This window comes from Oricola cellulosilytica (genome assembly GCF_019966575.1).
GTDB lineage: Bacteria > Pseudomonadota > Alphaproteobacteria > Rhizobiales > Rhizobiaceae > Oricola > Oricola cellulosilytica.
Genome location: NZ_JAINFK010000006.1, coordinates 209,513 through 230,128 on the forward strand (window position 1 = coordinate 209,513; position 20,616 = coordinate 230,128).

The 20,616-nt window shown below is 63.1% G+C and carries 24 protein-coding genes; 16 read left to right on the forward strand and 8 right to left on the reverse strand.

The window, feature by feature from the left end; translation table 11 throughout:
- Nucleotides 1–2: 2 nt before the first annotated feature.
- The 11 genes from LC298_RS15460 (at nucleotide 3) to LC298_RS15510 (ending at nucleotide 7,594) form a co-directional block, all read left to right on the forward strand.
- A complete protein-coding gene (locus LC298_RS15460) occupies nucleotides 3–992 on the forward strand; it encodes an FAD-dependent oxidoreductase (RefSeq protein WP_131569476.1) in 990 nt (329 codons plus the stop codon).
- A complete protein-coding gene (thiS, locus tag LC298_RS15465; RefSeq protein ID WP_131569474.1) occupies nucleotides 982–1,179 on the forward strand; it encodes a sulfur carrier protein ThiS in 198 nt (65 codons plus the stop codon). Before LC298_RS15460 ends, thiS begins: the two co-directional genes overlap by 11 nt.
- A gap of 2 nt (nucleotides 1,180–1,181) precedes the next feature.
- Entirely contained in the window at nucleotides 1,182–1,952 is a 771-nt protein-coding gene (locus tag LC298_RS15470) for a thiazole synthase (protein WP_131569472.1), read from the forward strand.
- Entirely contained in the window at nucleotides 1,949–2,569 is a 621-nt protein-coding gene (locus LC298_RS15475) for a thiamine phosphate synthase (protein ID WP_131569470.1), read from the forward strand. Before LC298_RS15470 ends, LC298_RS15475 begins: the two co-directional genes overlap by 4 nt.
- Nucleotides 2,566–3,531, forward strand: coding sequence for a HesA/MoeB/ThiF family protein (locus tag LC298_RS15480; RefSeq protein WP_131569468.1), 966 nt, complete (start codon nucleotides 2,566–2,568; stop codon nucleotides 3,529–3,531). The genes LC298_RS15475 and LC298_RS15480 overlap by 4 nt, the downstream gene beginning before the upstream one ends.
- A gap of 2 nt (nucleotides 3,532–3,533) precedes the next feature.
- Nucleotides 3,534–4,289 carry a bifunctional hydroxymethylpyrimidine kinase/phosphomethylpyrimidine kinase gene (thiD, locus tag LC298_RS15485; RefSeq protein WP_131569466.1) on the forward strand — a complete coding sequence of 252 codons (756 nt, stop codon included), beginning with the start codon at nucleotides 3,534–3,536 and terminating at the stop codon, nucleotides 4,287–4,289.
- A gap of 311 nt (nucleotides 4,290–4,600) precedes the next feature.
- A complete protein-coding gene (locus LC298_RS15490; RefSeq protein ID WP_131569464.1) occupies nucleotides 4,601–4,810 on the forward strand; it encodes a hypothetical protein in 210 nt (69 codons plus the stop codon).
- Nucleotides 4,811–5,342: 532 nt separating this feature from the next.
- Complete coding sequence (locus LC298_RS15495) at nucleotides 5,343–6,005, forward strand: GntR family transcriptional regulator (RefSeq protein WP_131569462.1); 663 nt, start codon at nucleotides 5,343–5,345, stop codon at nucleotides 6,003–6,005.
- 113 nt (nucleotides 6,006–6,118) lie between these two features.
- Nucleotides 6,119–6,697, forward strand: coding sequence for a biotin transporter BioY (locus LC298_RS15500; RefSeq protein WP_131569460.1), 579 nt, complete (start codon nucleotides 6,119–6,121; stop codon nucleotides 6,695–6,697).
- Nucleotides 6,694–7,140: a DUF1284 domain-containing protein gene (locus LC298_RS15505; RefSeq protein WP_131569458.1), complete on the forward strand. Its 447-nt coding sequence runs from the start codon at nucleotides 6,694–6,696 to the stop codon at nucleotides 7,138–7,140. The genes LC298_RS15500 and LC298_RS15505 overlap by 4 nt, the downstream gene beginning before the upstream one ends.
- Before the next feature lie 136 nt (nucleotides 7,141–7,276).
- Nucleotides 7,277–7,594: a Dabb family protein gene (locus LC298_RS15510; protein ID WP_131569456.1), complete on the forward strand. Its 318-nt coding sequence runs from the start codon at nucleotides 7,277–7,279 to the stop codon at nucleotides 7,592–7,594.
- A 21-nt stretch (nucleotides 7,595–7,615) separates the two neighbouring features.
- Here the strand turns inward: LC298_RS15510 and panC are convergent, their stop codons facing one another.
- Together panC and panB are read right to left on the reverse strand one after the other, a co-directional pair.
- Nucleotides 7,616–8,500, reverse strand: coding sequence for a pantoate--beta-alanine ligase (gene panC / locus LC298_RS15515; RefSeq protein WP_131569454.1), 885 nt, complete (start codon nucleotides 8,498–8,500; stop codon nucleotides 7,616–7,618).
- The gene (gene panB, locus LC298_RS15520) at nucleotides 8,497–9,342 is read right to left on the reverse strand and encodes a 3-methyl-2-oxobutanoate hydroxymethyltransferase (RefSeq protein ID WP_131569452.1); all 846 of its coding nucleotides are present in this window, start codon (nucleotides 9,340–9,342) and stop codon (nucleotides 8,497–8,499) included. The genes panC and panB overlap by 4 nt, the downstream gene beginning before the upstream one ends.
- A 209-nt stretch (nucleotides 9,343–9,551) precedes the next feature.
- Here panB and LC298_RS15525 point away from each other — a divergent pair, with 209 nt between their 5' ends.
- Both LC298_RS15525 and LC298_RS15530 read left to right on the forward strand, forming a co-directional pair.
- Nucleotides 9,552–10,685, forward strand: coding sequence for an aminodeoxychorismate synthase component I (locus tag LC298_RS15525; protein WP_131569450.1), 1,134 nt, complete (start codon nucleotides 9,552–9,554; stop codon nucleotides 10,683–10,685).
- A 1-nt stretch (nucleotide 10,686) separates the two neighbouring features.
- Nucleotides 10,687–10,971 (forward strand): hypothetical protein, encoded by a 285-nt coding sequence (locus LC298_RS15530; protein ID WP_131569448.1) that lies wholly within the window; start codon nucleotides 10,687–10,689, stop codon nucleotides 10,969–10,971.
- A gap of 64 nt (nucleotides 10,972–11,035) precedes the next feature.
- On the opposite strand, the gene guaA is transcribed toward LC298_RS15530, so the two are convergent.
- Nucleotides 11,036–12,607 carry a glutamine-hydrolyzing GMP synthase gene (guaA, locus tag LC298_RS15535; protein WP_131569446.1) on the reverse strand — a complete coding sequence of 524 codons (1,572 nt, stop codon included), beginning with the start codon at nucleotides 12,605–12,607 and terminating at the stop codon, nucleotides 11,036–11,038.
- Between the two features lie 178 nt (nucleotides 12,608–12,785).
- Between guaA and LC298_RS15540 the strand changes: the two genes are divergently transcribed.
- On the forward strand, nucleotides 12,786–13,274 hold the full coding sequence (locus LC298_RS15540; protein WP_131569444.1) for a YciE/YciF ferroxidase family protein: 489 nt from the start codon (nucleotides 12,786–12,788) through the stop codon (nucleotides 13,272–13,274).
- Nucleotides 13,275–13,338: 64 nt separating this feature from the next.
- Here LC298_RS15540 and LC298_RS15545 read toward each other — a convergent pair whose 3' ends face one another.
- The 5 genes from LC298_RS15545 to katG form a co-directional block, all read right to left on the reverse strand.
- Complete coding sequence (locus LC298_RS15545; RefSeq protein ID WP_131569442.1) at nucleotides 13,339–13,953, reverse strand: 5'-methylthioadenosine/S-adenosylhomocysteine nucleosidase; 615 nt, start codon at nucleotides 13,951–13,953, stop codon at nucleotides 13,339–13,341.
- Nucleotides 13,954–13,956: 3 nt separating this feature from the next.
- Complete coding sequence (locus LC298_RS15550) at nucleotides 13,957–14,403, reverse strand: PaaI family thioesterase (protein WP_223385695.1); 447 nt, start codon at nucleotides 14,401–14,403, stop codon at nucleotides 13,957–13,959.
- Nucleotides 14,404–14,407: 4 nt separating this feature from the next.
- Nucleotides 14,408–15,694, reverse strand: coding sequence for an RsmB/NOP family class I SAM-dependent RNA methyltransferase (locus LC298_RS15555; RefSeq protein ID WP_131569440.1), 1,287 nt, complete (start codon nucleotides 15,692–15,694; stop codon nucleotides 14,408–14,410).
- A gap of 72 nt (nucleotides 15,695–15,766) precedes the next feature.
- Entirely contained in the window at nucleotides 15,767–15,928 is a 162-nt protein-coding gene (locus LC298_RS15560; RefSeq protein ID WP_199223293.1) for a hypothetical protein, read from the reverse strand.
- A 146-nt stretch (nucleotides 15,929–16,074) separates the two neighbouring features.
- Nucleotides 16,075–18,267: a catalase/peroxidase HPI gene (gene katG / locus LC298_RS15565; RefSeq protein WP_199223292.1), complete on the reverse strand. Its 2,193-nt coding sequence runs from the start codon at nucleotides 18,265–18,267 to the stop codon at nucleotides 16,075–16,077.
- A gap of 214 nt (nucleotides 18,268–18,481) precedes the next feature.
- On the opposite strand from katG, the gene LC298_RS15570 reads away from it, so the two are divergent.
- Together LC298_RS15570 and LC298_RS15575 are read left to right on the forward strand one after the other, a co-directional pair.
- Nucleotides 18,482–19,453, forward strand: a complete 972-nt coding sequence (locus LC298_RS15570; protein ID WP_131569436.1) for a hydrogen peroxide-inducible genes activator — start codon at nucleotides 18,482–18,484, stop codon at nucleotides 19,451–19,453.
- Between the two features lie 33 nt (nucleotides 19,454–19,486).
- Nucleotides 19,487–20,614, forward strand: a complete 1,128-nt coding sequence (locus LC298_RS15575; protein ID WP_131569434.1) for a PQQ-dependent sugar dehydrogenase — start codon at nucleotides 19,487–19,489, stop codon at nucleotides 20,612–20,614.
- Nucleotides 20,615–20,616: the final 2 nt, after the last annotated feature.

The window sequence follows — 20,616 nt, forward strand, 5'->3', positions numbered from 1 at the left end:
CCATGCGGGTGACCGTGATCGGGGCCGGGGTCGCCGGCCTCGCCTGCGCGACCGTACTGGCCGAACGGGGCGCCGAGGTCGAGGTGATCGAGCGGAGCCCGGACCTGCTAGCGGATGCCTGCTCGCGCCATGCCGGGGGCATGCTCGCCCCCTGGTGCGAACTGGAAAGCGCCGAGGAACCGGTGGCGCGCCTCGGCGCGGAGGCAATAGACTGGTGGGAAGCCCGGGTGCGTGAGGTCTGGCGGCAGGGTAGCCTGGTGCTGGCGCCGCCGCGCGACCGGGCCGAGCTCGACCGTTTCGCGCGCCGCACCGAACGATTCGCGCGCGTCGGCGGCGAGGAAATCGCCGAACTGGAGCCCGATCTCGCGGAACGGTTCTGCGCCGGGCTGCTATTTGCCGAGGAGGCGCATCTGTGCCCGCGCTGCGCCCTCAAAAGCCTGGCACAACGGTTGCGCGAGATGGGCGTTGCTTTTCGCCACGGGGTCGATGGGCGCGAGGCCGGTGCCGGCGCCAGCACCGATCTGGTAATCGACTGTCGCGGTTTCGCCGCGCGCGACAGTCTGCCGGAACTGCGCGGGGTCAAGGGCGAAATGCTCTTGGTGCGCACCCGTGACGTGGCGCTCAACCGCCCTGTCCGCCTGCTGCATCCGCGAATCCCGCTCTACATCGTGCCGCGCGGCGCCGAAGACGGTCTTTACATGGTCGGGGCAACAATGATTGAGAGCGCCGAGCGAGACCGGATCACCGCGCGCTCGATGGTCGAACTGCTGAATGCGGCTTATGCGCTGCACCCCGCCTTCGCCGAGGCCGAGATCGTCGATATCGGCGCCGATGTGCGTCCGGCCTTCCCCGACAACATGCCGCGGCTGTGCTGGCGAAACGGCCGGCTCTACGTGAACGGCCTCTACCGACACGGCTTTCTGCTGGCCCCGGCGCTGGCGCGAATGGCCGCGGACGCGGCACTTGGAAAGGAAGCGCTTTATGCGCATTGAGGTAAACGGCAAGCCGCAAGATATCCAGGCGCGAACATTGGCGGAGGCACTGGCAGAACTCGGACTCACGGACGCCGTGCTGGCCACCGCGGTCAATGGCTGCTTCGTGTCAAGCACTGAGCGCGACGAGATCCCGCTCCAATATGGCGACCGGGTCGAGATCGTTATGCCGATGCAAGGAGGGTAATCATGAACTTCTACGGCGTCGACCTCAACTGCCGGCTCATGCTCGGCACCGCGCAATACCCCTCCCCGGCCGTCATGGCCGAAGCGGTAAAGGCGTCAGGTACGGAGGTGGTGACGGTCTCGCTCCGGCGCGAATCCGGCGCCGGCCGCGCCGGCCAGGACTTCTGGAGCCTGATCCGCGCCCTCGGCGTGCGCGTGCTGCCCAACACCGCCGGCTGCCGCTCGGCGAAAGAGGCGGTCACCACAGCCCGGATGGCGCGTGAGGTATTTAACACCAAATGGATCAAGCTCGAAGTGATTGGCGAGGAGGACACGCTGCAGCCGGACGTGTTCGGCCTTGTCGAGGCGGCGCGCATTCTGGCCGAGGACGGTTTCGAGGTATTCCCCTATACCACTGAAGATCTTGTCGTCGCCGAACGCCTGGTCGAGGCGGGCTGCCGGGTGCTGATGCCCTGGGGCGCGCCAATCGGCTCGGCGCAGGGCCTCAACAACGCCTTCGGCCTGCGCGCGCTGCGCGCCCATTTTCCCGAGGTGCCGCTCGTGGTGGATGCCGGCATAGGGGTGCCGTCCCATGCCGCCCGCGCCATGGAAATGGGATACGACGCGGTGCTGATCAACACGGCGATCGCCAAGGCGGGCGACCCGGTGGCGATGGCCGCGGCCTTCGCACGCGCTGTCGAAGCCGGCCGCCTGGCTTGGGAAGCCGGCCCGATGGAACCCCGCGAGATGGCCTCTCCCTCCACACCCGTGATCGGTCGGGCGGACCTGGCGTGACGCGGAAGTTCGATCTCGATCCTTTTTATCCCGTCGTTGGTTCCTCCGGCTGGATCACGCGGCTGGCGCCGCTCGGCATCCGGCTGATCCAACTCCGGGTGAAGGACCGCGCGCCGGCGGAAATCCGCGCCGAGGTCCGTCGGGCGCGCGACCTCTGCGCAGCGCATGGATGCGCCCTGGTGGTCAACGACCATTGGCAAACGGCCATCGAGGAAAGATGCGAGTGGGTGCATCTGGGCCAGGGCGATCTCGACAGCGCGGATGTGCCGGCCATCCGCAGGGCCGGAATTGGGCTGGGTTTGTCGACACATGACCACGCTGAACTCGACCGCGCGCTTTCGCACGATCCCGACTATGTCGCTTTGGGGCCCGTCTACCCGACCATTCTGAAGAAGATGCCTTGGGCACCCCAAGGGTTGGCGAAAGTCGCCGAATGGAAAAACCTGATCGGCGACCGGCCCCTTGTCGCCATCGGCGGATTGAATCCGGAACGTCTGCCGGGCGTTTTTGCCGCCGGGGCGGACATTGCCGCGGTTGTCACCGACATCTCGCTCCACGCCGATCCGCAAGAGCGCACGCGCCAGTGGCTGGACGCGACACGGAAAGGGACGGCATGAGCCGCTACGCACGCCAGATGATGTTGCCGGAAGTCGGCGAGGCGGGGCAAGCGAAGCTTGCCGCCGCCCGCGTTACGGTGGTCGGCGCGGGAGGTTTGGGCTGTCCGGTACTCAGCTATTTGGCTGGCGCGGGTTTGGGCCGCATCGCGATCGTGGATCCCGATGCGGTGGATGTGAGCAACCTTCACCGGCAGCCCCTTTACCGCATGGCCGACCTGGGAAAGCCCAAGGCACGGTTGGCAGCGGCGGCGATCGACGGATACAATCCCGATATTTGCGTGACGGCCCATCCTTACAGGCTGGCTCCCGACAACGTCGTGGAATTGTGCGACGGCGCCGACGTCGTCATCGATGCCGCCGATAACTTTGCCACGACCTACACGCTGTCCGATTATTGCCTGGCCACCGGAACGATCCTGGTTTCTGCTTCCGTGCTCGCTTTTTCCGGTTATGTCGGCTGTTATTGCGGCGGACGTACCCCAAGCGTCCGGGCCGTCTTTCCAGAGTTGCCGGCCAAGGCAGGCAATTGCGCGACCGCCGGCGTCAGCGGCGCGGCGGTCGGCGTCATCGGAGCGTTACAGGCACAGATGACGATAAATTGCGTGCTGGACATCGAACCGTCGCCGCTGGGGCGAATGATGCGCCTGGACCTGAAGCGATTGACGGTTTCCGGATTCTCGTTTGCGCAGGCGGCGGAGCCGGCACGTTGTTTCCGGCATGTCTCCATCGCGGATGTGGAACCGGCGGATGTGCTCGTTGATCTGCGAACCGTCGAGGAGGCGCCGGAACCGATCATGCCGCAGGCACGACGCGGCAAGGTGGACAATATTGTCGCCTTGGCAACCCCCGCAAAAAACCGTCGCGTCGTCCTGTGCTGCCGCACGGGGTTGCGCGCGTGGAATGCGGCGCAGCGCCTTGCCAGGGCTGGCCACACCGAACTCGCATTGATCGCAACAGGCTAGTGATGCCTCCGGCAATCATCGTCATCGGCGGGTCCGATTCCAGTGGCGGAGCCGGGGTTTCCCGGGATGTTGTCACGCTCGCCGGCTTCGGGTTCAAGGCGCGGCCCGTCCTGACGGCGGTAACCGCACAGACGGATAAGGCCGTCACCGCAGTCGAACTGATCGATCCGCAACTTGTCGTCCGGCAGTTGCGCGCCGCTTTCGACAGCGGACCGGTGAAGGCGGTCAAGATCGGCATGCTCGGCACTGAAGCAACGGTGACCGCCATAGCGGATACCCTCGCCAGCCACAAGCGCGCTCCCGTGGTGGTTGACCCCGTGATTGCTTCTTCCTCCGGCACCAGGCTGCTTTCTGCGGAGGGGATTGAAGCGCTCAAGCAGCACCTGCTGCCGCTTTGCGATATCGTGACGCCCAACCTGCCGGAGGCCAAAGCACTGATCTTTGGAGACAAGATCGGCGAAGCGTGTGAGATCGAGGCGCAGGCGAACGCGCTGCTGGATCATGGCGTGCGTCATGTGCTGATCAAGGGTGGGCACGACGACGGAAACGAAGCCGCTGACCGATTGTTTTCGAAGGAGGGAGGCGTACGCCGTTTTGCGGCCCCCCGTTTGTCGACCGAAATGCGCGGTACCGGGTGCATGCTTGCCAGCGCCATCGCCGCGCATCTTGCCAACGGGCTGCCTGTCGAGGCCGCATGCATGCTGTCAAAAGATTTTCTTCACCAGGTACTGAAGGGTAATGTCGATTGGACGCATTGAACCGCACCGGGTCTCCTGGATGCATCAAGGGCAGCATGAGAGCCACTGGTCGGCGATTATGTCGATCTCGGCGAAGATTGGCTGCGCGCCGCAGACGCTGAACGAGTGGGTCAAGAAGACCGAGGTCGAACGCGGTGAACGAGCCGGTGTCACGACCGAGATGGCCGATCGGCTGTGGGCGCTGGAACGGAAGAACCGATCCCCTTCTCGTCCTCCACGTCGAAGGACAGGCCAAGCGCGTTCCGGTAGTCACCAAGAAGCGGAGCGACAGGTTTAAGATCTTCAGGTAAGGCATATTTCGCGTCTCGCGCTTGCCGGGCCAGAACCTTGGCAAGATCGGCCGGGTCGGCGATCGGCGCGAGATCGTTGGCCGAACGGATGACGAGCGCGATGAGGTCGGCTTGCGTCTGCGCATCAACATGGAGCTTGGCGCCTTTTCCAGACGCATTGCTCCACAGGTCGACGTCGCAATGAGATCGCGCTGGTTCGGCGGAACTGGCGTGCTCTGCTCGCGCACATAACCCGGGGCGCACGCCAGAAGGCCAAACCCGCGCCCGTTGTTGACAAGCACCACGTCGATACGACTGAGATAACGGCCGATCTGGTCGTTCCGCTCGGTGGAAACGGCGACGTCTTCGAGCATCGCATCCGGAGTCTTGATCTCGCAGGTCTGTGCCGGATTCCTTGGATTCCGACGTGCCGGTGCAATCGAACAAGTTGCCCTCGTGACCGGTCACGGGGACTGGAAAATATCCGGCCGGAGGGATTGCATGCCCTCGCCGCGAAGCGTGTCGCATGAATACTGGTCGCGGGGCCTGATACCCCCACTGACATGCATCTCCGGCAGCGGGTAATCCCAACGCTCCACGAGAGATCGTTTGTGGACATCTACGATCAGGGCTCGTCAATGTTGCTCTGCGCAACTTGTTGTGGCGCAACGCATTGTCGAATTGGTCATGGTTCAGTAGACTTGATCAGCCGGACAGTGCTCTCGGACCAGATGCCCCGCCTTTTCGGTCGACAGCCCGCCGTGTGCAAATTATCTATAAACCCATGACAACGAGAAACACGCGCGCCGCCCAGATCGCCCAGACCCTTGCCGACAGAATCGTTTCCGGCCAATTGGCGCCGGGCGCCCGCCTGAGGCAGGACCACGTCGCCGAGGAGTTTGGCGCGAGCCACGTGCCGGTGCGCGAAGCGTTCCGCAGGCTCGAAGCGCAGGGTCTCGCAATCAGCGAACCGCGGCGCGGCGTGCGGGTGGCGTCGTTCGATCTTTCGGAGGTCCGCGAGGTCGCCGAAATGCGTGCGGCCCTGGAAGCGCTGGCGCTGCGCAATTCCGCGCAGCATCTGACCAAGGCCATACTCGATGCCGCCGAAGAGGCGACCCGCGAAGGCGAGACGGCGAAGGATGTGCGGAGCTGGGAGGACGCAAACCGCAGGTTCCACAAGCTCATTCTCGATCCCTGCGGAATGCCGCGCCTGCTTGCCGCCATCGACGATCTGCACATGGCAAGCGCCCGCTTCCTCTTCACCGCCTGGCGTTCGGGCTGGGAACCCGGCACCGACCAGGATCACCGCGCGATCCTCGCCGCCCTACGGAAGAGCGAGACGGATGAGGCCGCAACCATCCTCTCGCGTCACGTCCGGCGGATCGGCAGGAAGCCGATCAGGAGCGCGTCGGGCGGCACGCGCGACGCGTTTGCCATTATCGGCTGATTATCCGCGCGAACTGGTGATGTCCGCTTGCACTCACCGGTGAGGTGTGGCTTTATATAGATGAAAACTCGAAATTATAGATAATTTTCGTTCGACCAGACAAGGAGCCTCCCTTGAACCAGTCCGCCAATGCCATCAGACCGACCTACAGCCCCTTGCGCCTCGACAGCCGGTCCATCGGCGTCAGGATCGCCGCCATATTGGGCGGAACGGTCCTGTTGACGCTGTCATCCTACATCACGGTCCCGATGTATCCGGTCCCGGTGACCATGCAGACCTATGCCATTTTGATGGTGGCGGCCCTCTATGGCTGGCGGCTGGGCACGCTGACGGTTCTGGCATGGCTCGGCGAAGCGGCTGTCGGCATGCCCGTTCTCGCCGGCGGCGCCGGCGGCCTCGCCGTCTTCGCCGGCCCGACCGCCGGCTACATCTTCTCCTGGCCCCTGATCACCGCGCTCGTCGGCTGGCTCGCCGAGCGCGGCTGGAACGGCAAGCGCCCGGTACTCGCATTCGCTGGCATGCTCGTTGCCAGTGCTCTCTGCCTCACCGTGGGTGCCGCATGGCTCGCCGCGTTCATCGGGCCCGAAAAGGCGATCACCGCCGGTGTCCTGCCCTTCCTTCCCGGCGACGCCCTCAAATCCGCGCTGGCCGCGGTAACCCTGACATTTGCCATGCGTAAAGTCGGGTCGTGACCGTCCGTCTGCGCCCCCATCATCTTCTCTGCGTCCTCACCTATGTAGGCGAGGGCTATGGCGCCAGCTTCACCGCCAACTATGACGTGATCGCGGAGCGCATCGCCGACGGCGAGGACATCCTCCTCGTCGACGGCGCCGACGACATCTGCGCTCCGCTGCTGGCCGAAGACGATCCGCACTGCCACCGGCAAAGCGTCATAGAACGCGACGCGAAGGCGACCGAAGCGCTCACCGCCCCCCTCGCGGGCTCCGTTCGCACCGGCGAGCGCGTGGTTCTGTGCAAAAAGACGCTCGAGCGCCTGCGCGATGCCTTCGCCCGCGGCGCCATCCGCAGCGCCTGCGTCGGCTGCTCGTGGGAGTCGCTGTGCAATGCGATCGCTGAAGATGGCTACGCTCAAGCCCGCGTCAGGTCCTCGGCCGCAGCGACCTTGTCGTCATGAGGACGATTCCCTTCGAAAGACTCATTCGAAACTCCGAGTCGGTTGCGCCGGCACCCGCTTCATCGTGGCGTCGATGCGAACGAAGCCAGTTCGTTCCCTCGCCCCACACGCAGCGCCAACAGTCAGGTTGTCATCCATGATCCGCCACATCGTTCTGTTCACCGCCAAGTCCGGCAAGGACATCGAGCCTATCCGGCAAGGGCTCGAGCTCCTCACGCACATCCCGCACGCATCGCGCCTCGAGATCGCTTTGAACCGGAAGTCCGATCCAAAGAGCAAGGTCGTCGATGTCGTCGTCTATGGCGAGTTCGTCAATGATGCGGCCCTTGCGGCCTACAAGGGGCACGCGCTCTATGCCGAAGCCATCAAACGCGTGAGCCCGCTGCGCGAACTCCGGTTCGCGGCCGACTATGATGTCAGCAAGGCGGCTACCGGCTCCAGGGAAGAGGGCTGAGATCGCCGGTCCGTCCGGACTTCAAGCCGCGACCGAGGCGACCGTCTCCGCATCAGGTTCCGGCCGGACGCACACATTGTCAATCAGGCGGATGTCCCCGAGCCAGGCGGCCACCAGGAGGCGCGCCGGGCGATCGGCGGACTGGAGCGGCGAAAGGTCGTCATTGGCCCGCAATTCGAGATATTCGACGCTGGCGTAACCGGCATCGAGGATCGCCTGTCGGGCCGCCAAGAGCGTGTCGCCGACCGGCGCGCCTTGCGAAAGCCGTTCGGACACGTCGAAGAGTATCGCCGATAGCCGCGGCGCCGCCTTGCGTTCCAGGGGCGAGAGCCGGACATTGCGCGACGACATCGCCAGACCGTCTTCCTCGCGCACCGTCGGGCAGGCGACGATCCCGATCGGGATATCGAGATCGCGAGCAAGCCGACGCACCACATGCAATTGTTGAAAATCTTTCTCGCCGAAGAAGGCGAGATCGGCGCCGGTCTGCAGAAACAGCTTCGCCACGATGGTCGCGACACCATCGAAATGCCCCGGCCGATACGCCCCGCACAAGCCTTCGCTCACGTCGATCACCGACACCGTGGTAGAGAAGCCGGCCGCATACATCTCCGCCCCATCCGGCGCGTAGAGCATGTGGGCGCCGATGAGCGCCAGCTTCGCGGCGTCTTCTTTCTCAGTGCGCGGATAGGCGGCGAGATCAGCCGCGCTGTTGAACTGCTTCGGATTGACGAAGAGCGTCACGATGACCCTGTCGGCCTTCTCGAGCGCGGCGCGCACCAGGCTCAGATGGCCTTCGTGAAGGGCGCCCATGGTGGGAACGACCGCTATTCTGAGCCGCTCGCGGCGCCACGCGGCAACGGTCGCCCGCAGTTCCGCCACAGTTCGGACGATCGGTACGGTCATGCGGTCTTTGCTCTCTGGACAGGTCTGGGCGCATCGCCGAACAGATGCTCGGGCGCGGGGAAACGCCGCTCTCGCACGTCAAGCGCGTAAGCGGCGATCGCCTTGTCGGCGGCCTCGCCCAATTCGGCGTAACGCTTCACGAATTTGGGCCGGAAATCACCGAACAGGCCCAGCATGTCGTCGGCGACGAGGATCTGCCCGTCGCATGCCGGCGACGCGCCGATGCCGATGGTCGGGACCTTTATCTCCTCGGTGATGCGGCTGGCGAGAGGCTCGGGCACTTTTTCAAGCACCACCGCGAAAGCGCCCGCCTCCGCCACGGCGTTCGCATCCTTCCGGATGCGCTCGCCATCATCTCCCCTGCCCTGCACGCGATAGCCGCCGAAGGCATTGACCGCCTGCGGCGTCAGCCCGACATGGGCAATGACCGGGGTGCCGCGCGCCGCGAGATATTCGATCGTACCCGCCATCGTCTCGCCGCCTTCCAGCTTGACCGCAGCACAGCCGGTCTCCGCCATAACGCGCGCGGCATTGGCAAAAGCCTGCCGCGGGCTTTCCTCGTAGGAGCCGAACGGCATGTCGACGACCATCAGCGCCCGCTCGAGACCCCGGCGGACCGCCTTGCCGTGCATGATCATCATGTCGAGCGTGACGCCGAGCGTTGAATCGAGCCCGTGGAGGACCATGCCGACACTGTCGCCGACCAGCACGACGTCGCAGTGTGCATCCACCAGCCGGGCGACCGGGGTCGTATAGGCGGTCAGGCAGACGATCGGCGTCTTGCCCTTGCATGCTGCGATATCCGGCAGCGCGAGGGCCCTCGAATGTCCCGATGCGGTCATGATTTCTCCTCCCTGAAGGGTTATTTCCCTTTGGTCAGGACCGTCTCGCATATATTTGTGCAGTTGCGAACATCTAAACCGCATTGCACAATGAAATCTTCCGCAGCTTCGTCTTAACCCGCCTTTCATTCCCGTCTCGCCATATGTCGTCCGAAGCAACTCGCCTTGCGCGGGTCACGTTTGAGCGCCGCAGATTTCCGAAACAGCCGATGAGCCATATGCCGGGTTCGCCATACATCCTCCTGCGCGACGATATCGAGGGCAGCGAGATGCTGTTCGCGCGACCGCTCGAATTGGTCCGCGCCGACGATGCCGATGGGGTGATCGCCGCCCTCGATCGGCTGGAAACGGCGAAGCGGGCGGGCAAGTGGAGCGCCGGGTATTTTTCCTATGAGGCGGGCTACGCCTTCGAACCGAAGCTGCGTGCGATCCTGCCGGACAAGCGCCGCATGCCGCTCGTCCTGATGGGCATCTTCGACGGACCGGAAGAAAGACCGGTCACGGGTGGTGATCATGCGGAGGCCGCGCTTACCGACATCCGCCCGATCTGGTCGTATGAGGATTACCTGCCGCGCTTCGAACGCGTGCACCAGCATTTGCGCGAAGGCGACTGCTACCAGGCGAACCTCACCTTCCCGATGTCCGCGAGATGGCATGGCGAAGCTGAAGCGATCTTCGACGCGATGACCGATCGCCAGCCCGTCCGCTACGCGGCGCTCGTCGATCTGGGCGGGCCAAAAGTGCTGTCACGTTCGCCGGAATTGTTCTTCGCGGTGAACGAAGAGGGCTGGATCGAAGCGCACCCGATGAAGGGAACGGCATGCCGCGGCTCCACGCCGACGCAAGATGCCGGGTTCATCGAGTTCCTGCGCAACGACACCAAGAACCGTGCCGAAAACGTGATGATCGTCGATCTCTTGCGCAACGATATCTCGCGGATCTGCGAGCCCGGCACGCTGTACGTGCCGGAACTGTTCCGCATCGACACCTTCCCGACGGTGCACCAGATGGTCAGCCGCGTGCGCGCGAGGCTGGCGGCCGACGTCACGCTCAGCGACGCCTTCGCCGCCTTGTTCCCCTGCGGTTCGATAACCGGGGCGCCGAAACTGAGGGCGATGCAGATCCTGCATGGTATCGAAGGATCACCGCGCGATGTCTATTGCGGGTCGATCGGCTTCATCGCGCCTACGGGCGCGATGCGCTTCAACGTGGCGATCCGCACCGTCACGCTGCATGCGGACGGGCACGCGGTCTTCAATGTCGGCGGCGGCATTGTTTTCGATTCGCAAGCGCGCCCGGAATATGAGGAATGCCTGTTGAAGGTGCAATTCGCAACCGGATGAGGTGGATCATTTGCAGCTGTTATTTCACGAAGTGATGTTGAGACATTGTCAGCACGTTCATCGGAACGAAGCCAGGGCAGGCGACATTCACTGCTTTTTGAGCGGGATTGCTCAGCCCGGCCGGCATACCGCTGGAAATACCGTTAAAGTGAGTTTCATGCCCAATTTGGCGCAAGATGCGCCAGAACAGACCAAGCTGGAGAATATTGATTTCAACAAATTAAGGCTGGTGGAATTTTCTTCGCGCCAGCCCCAGATGGAAAATCGCTATTCAAATGCATCATAAATAGGCCTTCACAAAGCGCAAGAATTCCGTTATATTACAGAGGCTTACAGCGCTCTTCTCCCCCTCACTCCCACTCAATAGTGCCCGGGGGTTTCGACGTGACATCATAGACGACGCGGTTGATGCCGCGGACTTCGTTGATGATGCGGGTGGCTGTGTTGCCGAGGAAGCTCATGTCGTAGTGGTAGAAATCCGCTGTCATGCCGTCGACGGACGTGACCGCCCGCAATGCGCAGACGAATTCGTAAGTCCGTCCATCGCCCATGACGCCGACGGTCTGTACCGGAAGCAGAACGGCAAACGCCTGCCAGATCGCATCGTACAGCCCGGCCTTGCGGATCTCGTCGAGATAGATCGCGTCCGCCTCCTGAAGGATGCGAATCTTCTCGCGCGTGACACCGCCGGGACAGCGGATGGCGAGGCCAGGGCCGGGAAACGGATGCCGGCCGATGAAATGGTCCGGCAATCCGAGTTCCTTGCCAAGCTCGCGGACCTCGTCCTTGAACAGTTCCCGCAGCGGCTCAACGAGCTGCATGTTCATGCGTTCGGGCAGGCCGCCGACATTGTGGTGGCTCTTGATCGTGACCGACGGTCCGCCGGTGAACGACACGCTTTCGATCACGTCCGGATAAAGAGTACCCTGGGCGAGAAAATCGGCGCCGCCGAGCTTTCGCGCCTCCTCTTCGAACACCTCGATGAACAACCGGCCGATCGTCTTGCGCTTTTTTTCAGGGTCGGCTTCGCCCTCGAGCGCGCCGATGAACGTGTCGGCGGCGTCGACATGGACGAGATGGAGATTGTAGTGCTCGCGGAACATCGCAACAACCTCCGCAGCCTCATTCATCCGCATCAGGCCGTGGTCGACCAGCACGCAGGTGAGGCGGTCGCCTATCGCCTCGTGGATCAGCAGCGCAGCGACGGATGAATCCACCCCGCCTGACAGCGCGCACAACACGCGGCCATCGCCGACCTGCTCCCGGATCGCGGCAATGGCCTGGTCCTTGTAGGCGGCCATCGTCCAGTCACCCTTCAAGCCTGCAATCTTGTGAACGAAATTGGAGAGCAGCTTCGCGCCGTCCGGCGTGTGCACGACCTCGGGGTGGAACTGCACGGCGTAATATTTGCGCGCTTCGTCGGCGGTGGCGGCCAACGGGGCATTCTGCGACGAACCGATCACCTCGAAACCGTCCGGCAATTTCGTCACGCGGTCGCCATGACTCATCCAGACCTGGTGGCGCTCGCCGGTGCTCCACACTCCGTCGAAGAGCGGGCTGGAAGCGTCGACCTGCATATAGGCGCGGCCGAATTCGCGGTGATGCCCGCCTTCGACCTTGCCGCCCAATTGCTCGGCCATGACCTGTTGGCCATAGCAGATGCCGAGCACCGGAACACCGCTGTCGAAGACGATCTGCGGCGCGCGCGGGCTGCCGATATCGGTGGTCGAGGCTGGGCCGCCCGACAGGATGACAGCTTTCGGCTGGAGCCGCTCGAAGCCCTCGGCGGCGGATTGAAACGGCACGATCTCGCTGTAGACCCCGGCCTCGCGAACGCGACGTGCGATCAACTGCGTAACCTGCGAGCCGAAGTCGATGATGAGGACGGTGTCGGGGTGCTGGATAAGGTCGGAAACGCTCATGACGAGCGCTTAGGCCAATGCGCGGGAGGATGCAATTGCCCGCTCCGGGAGCATTCGCTGTTTCCCCAACCGGGGATGACAGCCGCCCGCCGAAATATGTGCGGCGGGGCGGAACGAAGGCGACCGGTGAGCCGTTCTCGAGATGTCCCAGCCCCACAACCTCCAGGGAGAGACCATCATGGCAATCAAGGACCTTAACGACTTGTTCGAGCACACGCTCGAAGACATCTATTTCGCGGAAAACCACATCCACAAAAGCCTGCCCAAGATGATCGAGAAGAGCACGAATGCTTCATTGAAGAAGCTCTTCAAGGACCATCGAACGGAAACCGAAGGCCAAATCGAACGGCTCAAGAAAGTGTTCGACGTGATCGGCAAGAAAGCTTCGGGCGAGGAATGCCCGGCGATCGAAGGCATCGTAAAAGAGGCCGAGGAACTGATCGACGAAATCAGCGACGCCGAAACGCTCGACGCCGCGCTGATCGCGGCTGCCCAGGCCGTAGAACATTACGAAATCACCCGCTATGGGACGCTTCTGACCTGGGCGGAAGTGCTCGGCCACGACGAGGCGATCAATCTGCTTCGGGACAATATCGAGGAAGAAAAGAGCGCCGATTCCAAGCTGACCCGGCTCGCCGAGGACAAGCTAAACCAGAAGGCCGCGTAGGCCGTCTCCGAAGACCAGCCTCGGGCCCCGCTCAGCGAGCGGGGCCTTTTCGTGCCGCTAGTTTTCATTCCAGCGACAGCAAACCATCCCGCATCGCGGCCTCTACCAGATCGACAGCAGCTGCCAGCTTCTCGTCGATGACGTGCAGATATTGCGTCCAGTCATCGAAATGATGGAGGTCTGCGGCGCCGTCCGAGACGCCGCGCAGACCAACAAGAGGCACGTCGAAGGTCATGCAGGCGCGCAGGATCGCGAAGGTCTCCATATCGACCATGTCCGCGTCGATGCCATCATAGGCGGCGCCGGATACGATGTTCGCCCCGGTCGAGAGGCGCGCCGATGGAATTCCGTCAATCGAGAACGGAAGCGCCACTTCGGCCGGAAGGTCGAGAAACGGCGTCCGGCCCTTTTCAAAGCCCAGCGGCGAGGCGTCCATGTCGCGATAGCCGACGCCTGCAATCTGATAGACCTCCGCCTGTTCGAGCGTGCGCGAGCCCGCCGAACCGAGCGAAAAGACGATGTCGGGACGACTGCCGGCCAGCGCGCGGGTCACATTGACCGCGGCCTCGACCGGTCCGACACCGCAGATCAGCGGCATGAAGCGGGATTTCAGATGATCGCCATACTCGGCATCGGCGGCCATGACGTAGAGAATTCGCGCTCCGGCCACCGTCTTCATGGATCAATCCCTGATGTTGGCGCGGCCGTGGATTGCCATCAGGGTGGCGGTCATGGTCGCGATCTTCTTCTCGGCGCCGTCCCGGAGGGCGAATGCCGCGCCATCGGAAACGGTGATCGTACGGCCGGGTTTGACCACCGTGCCGACGAAGCGGAAGCGATCGCCTTCCGCCGGCGCAAGCAGATTGACCTTGAACTCGATCGTCAGAATCCCCGCATCGGGCGTCATGGTGCTCAGCGCTGCGTATCCGCAGGCAGAATCAAGCACGGCGGCGACAATGCCACCATGCAGAAAGCCGTGTTGCTGGGTTAGCTTCAGATCATAGGGTACGACGATTTCGACTGATCCGGCACCGACCGCGTCCAGCACAGCGCCGATGGTGCGCATCGCCGGCTGGCGCGAAAAGCTGTCCTGGATGCGCCGGGTTACATCGTCCGTCAATTCAGCCACCGGGTCACCCGTTGCGCTGCATTACCGCGAAGAAAAAACCATCCGTTCCTGTCGCGCGCGGGGTGAGCGTGATGCACTTCATGTCCGCCGACCAAGGCTGCGGCTTGTCGAAACCAAACAGTTCCTGCCACACTTCGCCCGCCGAGAGAAGCTCATAGTCCGCATGCCGGTCACCGAAGGCGTATACCTGGTGCTCGTTTTCCTGCGGAAACACCGAACAGGTGACGTAAACGAGAAACCCGCCCGGCCGAACATATTTGCTGGCGGCATCGAGCACCGAAGCCTGCTCCCCCAACCGCTTCTCAAGCGAGGAAGGCTGCAACCGCCACTTCGCGTCCGGATTGCGCCGCCACGTCCCGGAACCGGTGCACGGCGCATCGACAAGCACGCGTTCCATCCGGTTTTCGAGACCAGACAGGTCGGCGTCGGCTGCATGCACCTGAACATTGCGCGTCTCAGCCCGCTTCAGGCGTTCGAAGATCGGCGCCAGCCGAGACTTGTCCGCATCCCAGGCGTGAACCTGACCCTTGTTCTCCATGGCGGCGGCGAGCGCAAGCGTCTTGCCGCCGGCGCCGGCGCAGTAATCGAATACCTGCTCGCCCGGTCTCGGAAACACCAGATCGGCAACAATCTGGCTGCCTTCGTCCTGAACCTCGAACCAGCCTTTCTGGAAAGCCGGTTCGACTTGCACGTTCGGGTGCCGCGAGGCACCCTTCCCGGCGGCGATGCGAAGGCCATGCCGCGCAATCGGCGTATCCTTGGCGCCGGCCTTCGAGAGCTGCTTGCGGACCTTCTCCCGGTCGGCCTTCAGGGTGTTGACGCGCAAATCGAGCGGCGCGCGCTCGGAAAGCGCCGCCGCCTCGGCGACCCATTCGTGATCGAAATTCTCCTCGAAGAAATCCGCGGTCCAGTCGGGAACGTCGGCTTCGACATAGGGCGCCGCGAAGGCGAAATCGCGTTTCAGCGCCGAGGCAAGCGCGTCTTCGGGGATCTTGGGCGCGAACCGGTCTTCAGCGAAGGCCTCGCGCATCTGGGCAAGACTAACGGACCACTGACGCCAGAGGGTTCCAAAAGCGAGTGACGCGGGCGAATCGTCAGCCATCAAATGAGCGGTTGAGAGCTTCTTGCGAAGAGCATCGTGGACAAGATTGCCAATTACGGCACGGTCGCCCGATCCGGCGAACCGGTGCGCAAGGCCCCAGTCCTTCAGCGCATCGGCCACAGGACGGCGTCTTGTCTCGATGTCCTGCAGCACCTCGATAGCTGCACCGACCCGTCCGCCGAGGCGCATGGAATTTGCTCCGCTTGAAAACTCCAGCGTGGTTACAGAGGGGACGGGATGTTGGCAAGGCAGAGACGGCGCTCAAGGCGTGAAGTGGACGCCGATATAGTATGGCCAGACGATCAGCGCCCACAGCCCTTTCCAGAAGGTCAGTTGAAGAAAACCGATGGTGAACAGCCAGCCGGCGAACCAGATGAGGCCAAGTCCGCCGTGCTGCTCGATCCGGATGCGCTGCTTTTCCATGGGCGGTCCTCCCGATTGCTCTTGTTGCGTACGCTCGCCATCCAACGGGAACGGAATGAAAGGCGCATTGTCCGGGATCAAGACGCAAGAAAGCCGGCGCGGGTGAAGCGCCGGCTTTCGGTGGTCCGGGACGTTAAAGGCGTGGATCAGGCGACCTCGAAGCGGTCCGCGTCCATTACCTTGGCCCAGGCCTTCACAAAATCCTGCACGAACCTCTTTTTCATGTCGTCCTGGGCATAGACCTCGGAAAGGGCCCGTAGCTGGGAGTTAGAGCCGAATACGAGGTCGACGCGGCTTGCCGTCCACTTCACTTCCTCGGTCGCGCGGTCGCGGGCCTCGTAGACATGCTCGTCATCCTCGGACTGCTTCCAAGCGGTGCCCATGTCGAGCAAGTTGACAAAGAAATCGTTCGTGAGCGTGCCGGGCCGGTGGGTGAAGACGCCGTGCGGCGTGCTCCCGTGGTTCGCCCCAAGAGCGCGCATGCCGCCGATGAGGACCGTCATCTCGGGAGCAGTGAGCGTGAGGAGTTGTGCCCTGTCAACGAGAAGCTGCTCGGTCGGCACGGTGTATTCGGCATCGACATAGTTGCGGAAGCCGTCGGCTTTCGGTTCCAGCGGCTCGAAGGATTCCGCATCCGTCATCTCGGCCGTCGCGTCGGTGCGCCCCGGCGTGAACGGCACGACGACATCGTGGCCGGCCTCGCGCGCCGCCTTTTCGACCGCCGCCGCGCCGCCGAGTACGATCAGGTCCGCGAGCGACACCTTCTTGCCCCCGGTCTGGGCATCGTTGAACGCCTTCCGGATGCCCTCGAGAGTCTCCAGAACCCGGGCAAGCTGTTCAGGCTCATTGACCTCCCAGTCCTTCTGCGGCGCGAGGCGGATACGGGCGCCATTCGCGCCACCGCGCTTGTCGGAGCCTCGGAAAGTCGAGGCGGACGCCCAGGCAGTGTAGACGAGCTCGCGAACCGAAAGCCCGGACGCAAGTATCTTCGACTTCAGTTCCTCGATCTCTGCGTTACCGATCAGTTCGTGATCGACGGCCGGAACCGGGTCCTGCCAGATCAGGTCTTCCGCCGGAACCTCCGGCCCGAGGTAACGTACCTTGGGGCCCATATCGCGGTGAGTCAGCTTGAACCATGCACGGGCGAAGGCGTCGGCGAACTCGTCCGGGTTCTCATAGAACCGGCGCGAGATCTTCTCGTAGGCCGGGTCCATCCGCAGCGAGAGGTCCGTGGTCAGCATGTTCGGCGTGCGGCGCTTGCCCGGCTCGTGCGGGTCTTCCACCGTGTCGACAGCTTCCGGGTTCTTCGGCTTCCACTGATGTGCGCCCGCCGGGCTCTTCGTCAGCTCCCATTCGTATTCGAACAGGTTATGGAAAAAGCCCATGCCCCATTTCGTTGGAGTGGTCGTCCAGATCACCTCGAGGCCGGAGGTGAAAGCGTGCGCTCCCTTGCCGGTTTCGTGGGTGCTCGTCCAGCCAAAACCCTGCTCGGCGATGTCCGCGCCTTCAGGCTCCACGCCGATCATATCGGGACTGCCTATCCCGTGCGTCTTGCCAAATGTATGGCCGCCGGCGATCAGGGCGACGGTCTCCTCGTCGTTCATCGCCATGCGGGCGAAGGTTTCGCGAATGTCCTTGGCGGCGGCGACAGGGTCAGGCTCACCATTCGGACCCTCCGGGTTGACGTAGATGAGGCCCATCTGGACGGCCGCGAGCGGGTTCTGGAGGGCGCGGCCCTCGCTGTAGCGTTCGTCGCCCAACCACTCTTTCTCGGTTCCCCAGTAGATGTCCTGTTCGGGTTCGAAAATGTCCTCGCGTCCGCCGCCGAAGCCGAAAGTCTTGAAACCCATCGATTCGAGCGCGCAGTTTCCCGCCAGGATCATGAGGTCGGCCCAAGAGATGCTGTTGCCGTGTTTCTTCTTCACCGGCCAAAGCAACCGGCGCGCCTTGTCGAGGTTGGCGTTGTCCGGCCAGCTGTTCAGCGGCGCGAAGCGCTGGGAGCCAGACGAGGAACCGCCGCGGCCGTCGCCGGTGCGGTAGGTGCCGGCGCTATGCCAGGCCATCCGAATCATAAAAGGCCCGTAGTGCCCCCAGTCGGCGGGCCACCAGTCCTGGCTGTCGGTCAGCACCTTGAAGACGTCCTGCTTGACCTCATCCAGATCGAGCTTCTTGAAAGCTTCGGCGTAATCGAAGGCGTCGTCCATCGGCTTGCCGGAGGGCGGATTCTGATGGAGGACACCAAGATTCAGCTGGTTTGGCCACCAGTCGCGGTTTGTCCGCCCACCGAAACCGTGCATCACCGGGCATTTACCCGTCTTGTCGTCGACTTTCGCGTCCATCTTTCTCTCCAATACTGTTCCGTAATTTCTTCGATCTGCGCCGCAGGCAACCATCATGGCCAGGGGATCGGCATGGGCCGCCGCGCCGAATGTCCGGCGTCCTGGCCATCCTGCCTCCTCCCTACCGAAAGCGGGTGATCTGCCTTAACCATCGCAATCCCGCACGATAATTTCCAATTGTTATTTTCAATGCATTCGATAAGAAAAACCGATCATGATCACGTTGAAACAGATGCACTATTTCGACGCGCTGGCGCGGGCGCTGCATTTCGGCAAGGCCGCGTCCGCGGTCAATATCAGCCAGCCGGCGCTGTCGGCCCAGATCATGGACATGGAGGGCCGCCTGCAGCGGAAGCTGGTCGAACGACGGCGCGGAAAGGTGGTGCTGACGGAGGCCGGGCAGCACCTTCTACCAAGGATCCGCAGCATCCTCGGCGACGTGCAGGGCCTGGAGGAAATGCTGCTGAAAGACCGCGGATTGCTGGCCGGGCGTCTGCGGATCGGCATGATCCCGACGATCGCACCCTATCTGCTGCCGAAACTGATACCCCGCCTGCAAGCAGAATACCCGAAACTCGAACCCAAGGTGCGCGAGACGATTACCGAAACGCTCGTGGGAGAACTCATCGACGGTACGCTCGATGTTGTCGTGGCGGCGGAACCGATCGGCGATCCCGGCCTGCATGTCGAGCACCTGTTCCGGGACCGGTTTTTCATCGCAAGCTCGGCAAACAGCGCGGATGTTCTTTCATCGCCGCTGAATCAGGATCAGGTCGTGGTGGAGAGGCTGCTGCTGCTCGACGAGGGGCATTGCCTCCGCGATCAGGCGCTTTCCGTCTGCGGCCCGGAAACCGAGCGGCGGCTTGTCAATTTTGGGGCCACATCGATGACCACGCTCCTCGAGATGGTGGCGCACGGCATGGGTCTGACGCTGCTGCCCGAAATCGCAATCGCCTCGGTCAGAGCGAATCTTCGCTCCATCGCGATCACGCCGTTTGCCGACCCCATGCCGCATCGCGATATCGCGCTCTACTGGCGCAAGACGACCGAACGCCGCGGCGACTTCGAGGCCTTCGCCAATCTGCTCCGGGCGACCGCGTTCGAACTGCTCGACGGGGAAACCGGCGCCCCGCTTTCACCGAAAGGTGAAGGGACCGGGGCACATAGCGACACATTCGCCGACTAGTTCTTCCAGTTTTTTGGAGAAAGGAACATTCCCATGCGCCTCACGACGATTTTTATGGCGTTATCGCTTTCAGCAGCCCCCTTCGGGGCGGGTGCCTTCACGATCGAAGGGACGAACGGAACGGTTCTCGAAGCATCCGAAATCGCCGAGTTCAACGAGCCCTGGGCGCTGACCTTCCTGCCAGACGGCACAATGCTCGTGACCGAGAAGAGCGGAACACTGCTGCACGTTACGCAGGAGGGAGGGAAAACAAAGGTCGACGGGCTGTGGGACGTGGCCTACGGCGGACAAGGCGGCCTGGGGGACGTGATCCTCCATCCGGCCTTCGCCGAAAACGGCCTGGTTTATGTCTCCTATGCCGAGGCATCCGAGAATGGTTCGACCATCGGTGCTGCGGTGGTACGGGCGACGCTCAACACCTCCGGCGGCCGACCGACGCTGACCGGGGTCGAACGAATCTGGACGCAGGTACCGAAGGTTCGCGGCCAAGGCCATTATTCTCATCGAATGGCGTTCGGTCCCGACGGGATGTTGTTCATCACTTCCGGCGACCGTCAGAAAAAAAGCCCCGCACAGGACTTCGAACAAAACCTCGGCAAGATCGTCAGGCTCAACGACGACGGTTCGGTTCCACCGGACAACCCCTGGCAGGAACGCGGCGAACTGGCGAAGCAGTTCTGGACCGCCGGACACCGGAATCTCCTCGGCATCGCGTTCGACGGCGAAGGGCGCTTGTGGACGCATGAGATGGGTCCGCGCCACGGGGACGAACTGAACCTCATTACTGCCGGCGAAAATTACGGATGGCCGCTGGTCTCAAACGGCGACAACTATTCGGGCATTCCGATCCCGGATCACGATACGCGCCCCGAATTCAATGCGCCCGAAGCCTTCTGGGTCCCCTCTATCGCGCCAGCGGGCCTCGTGATCTACGACGGTGACGCCTTCGAGGGCTGGGAAGGCGACGCGCTGATCGGCGGGCTCGTCTCGGAAGCGCTGATCCATGTCGATCTGGAGGGCGAAACTGCGGCTGAAGCCGAGCGCTTCGCGTGGGGGAAACGCATCCGGGAGGTCGAGCAGGGTCCCGGCGGGGCGCTCTGGGTGCTTGAGGACAGGGCAGGCGGACGACTGCTCAAGCTCGAGCCGGCGGATGCAGGCTAAAT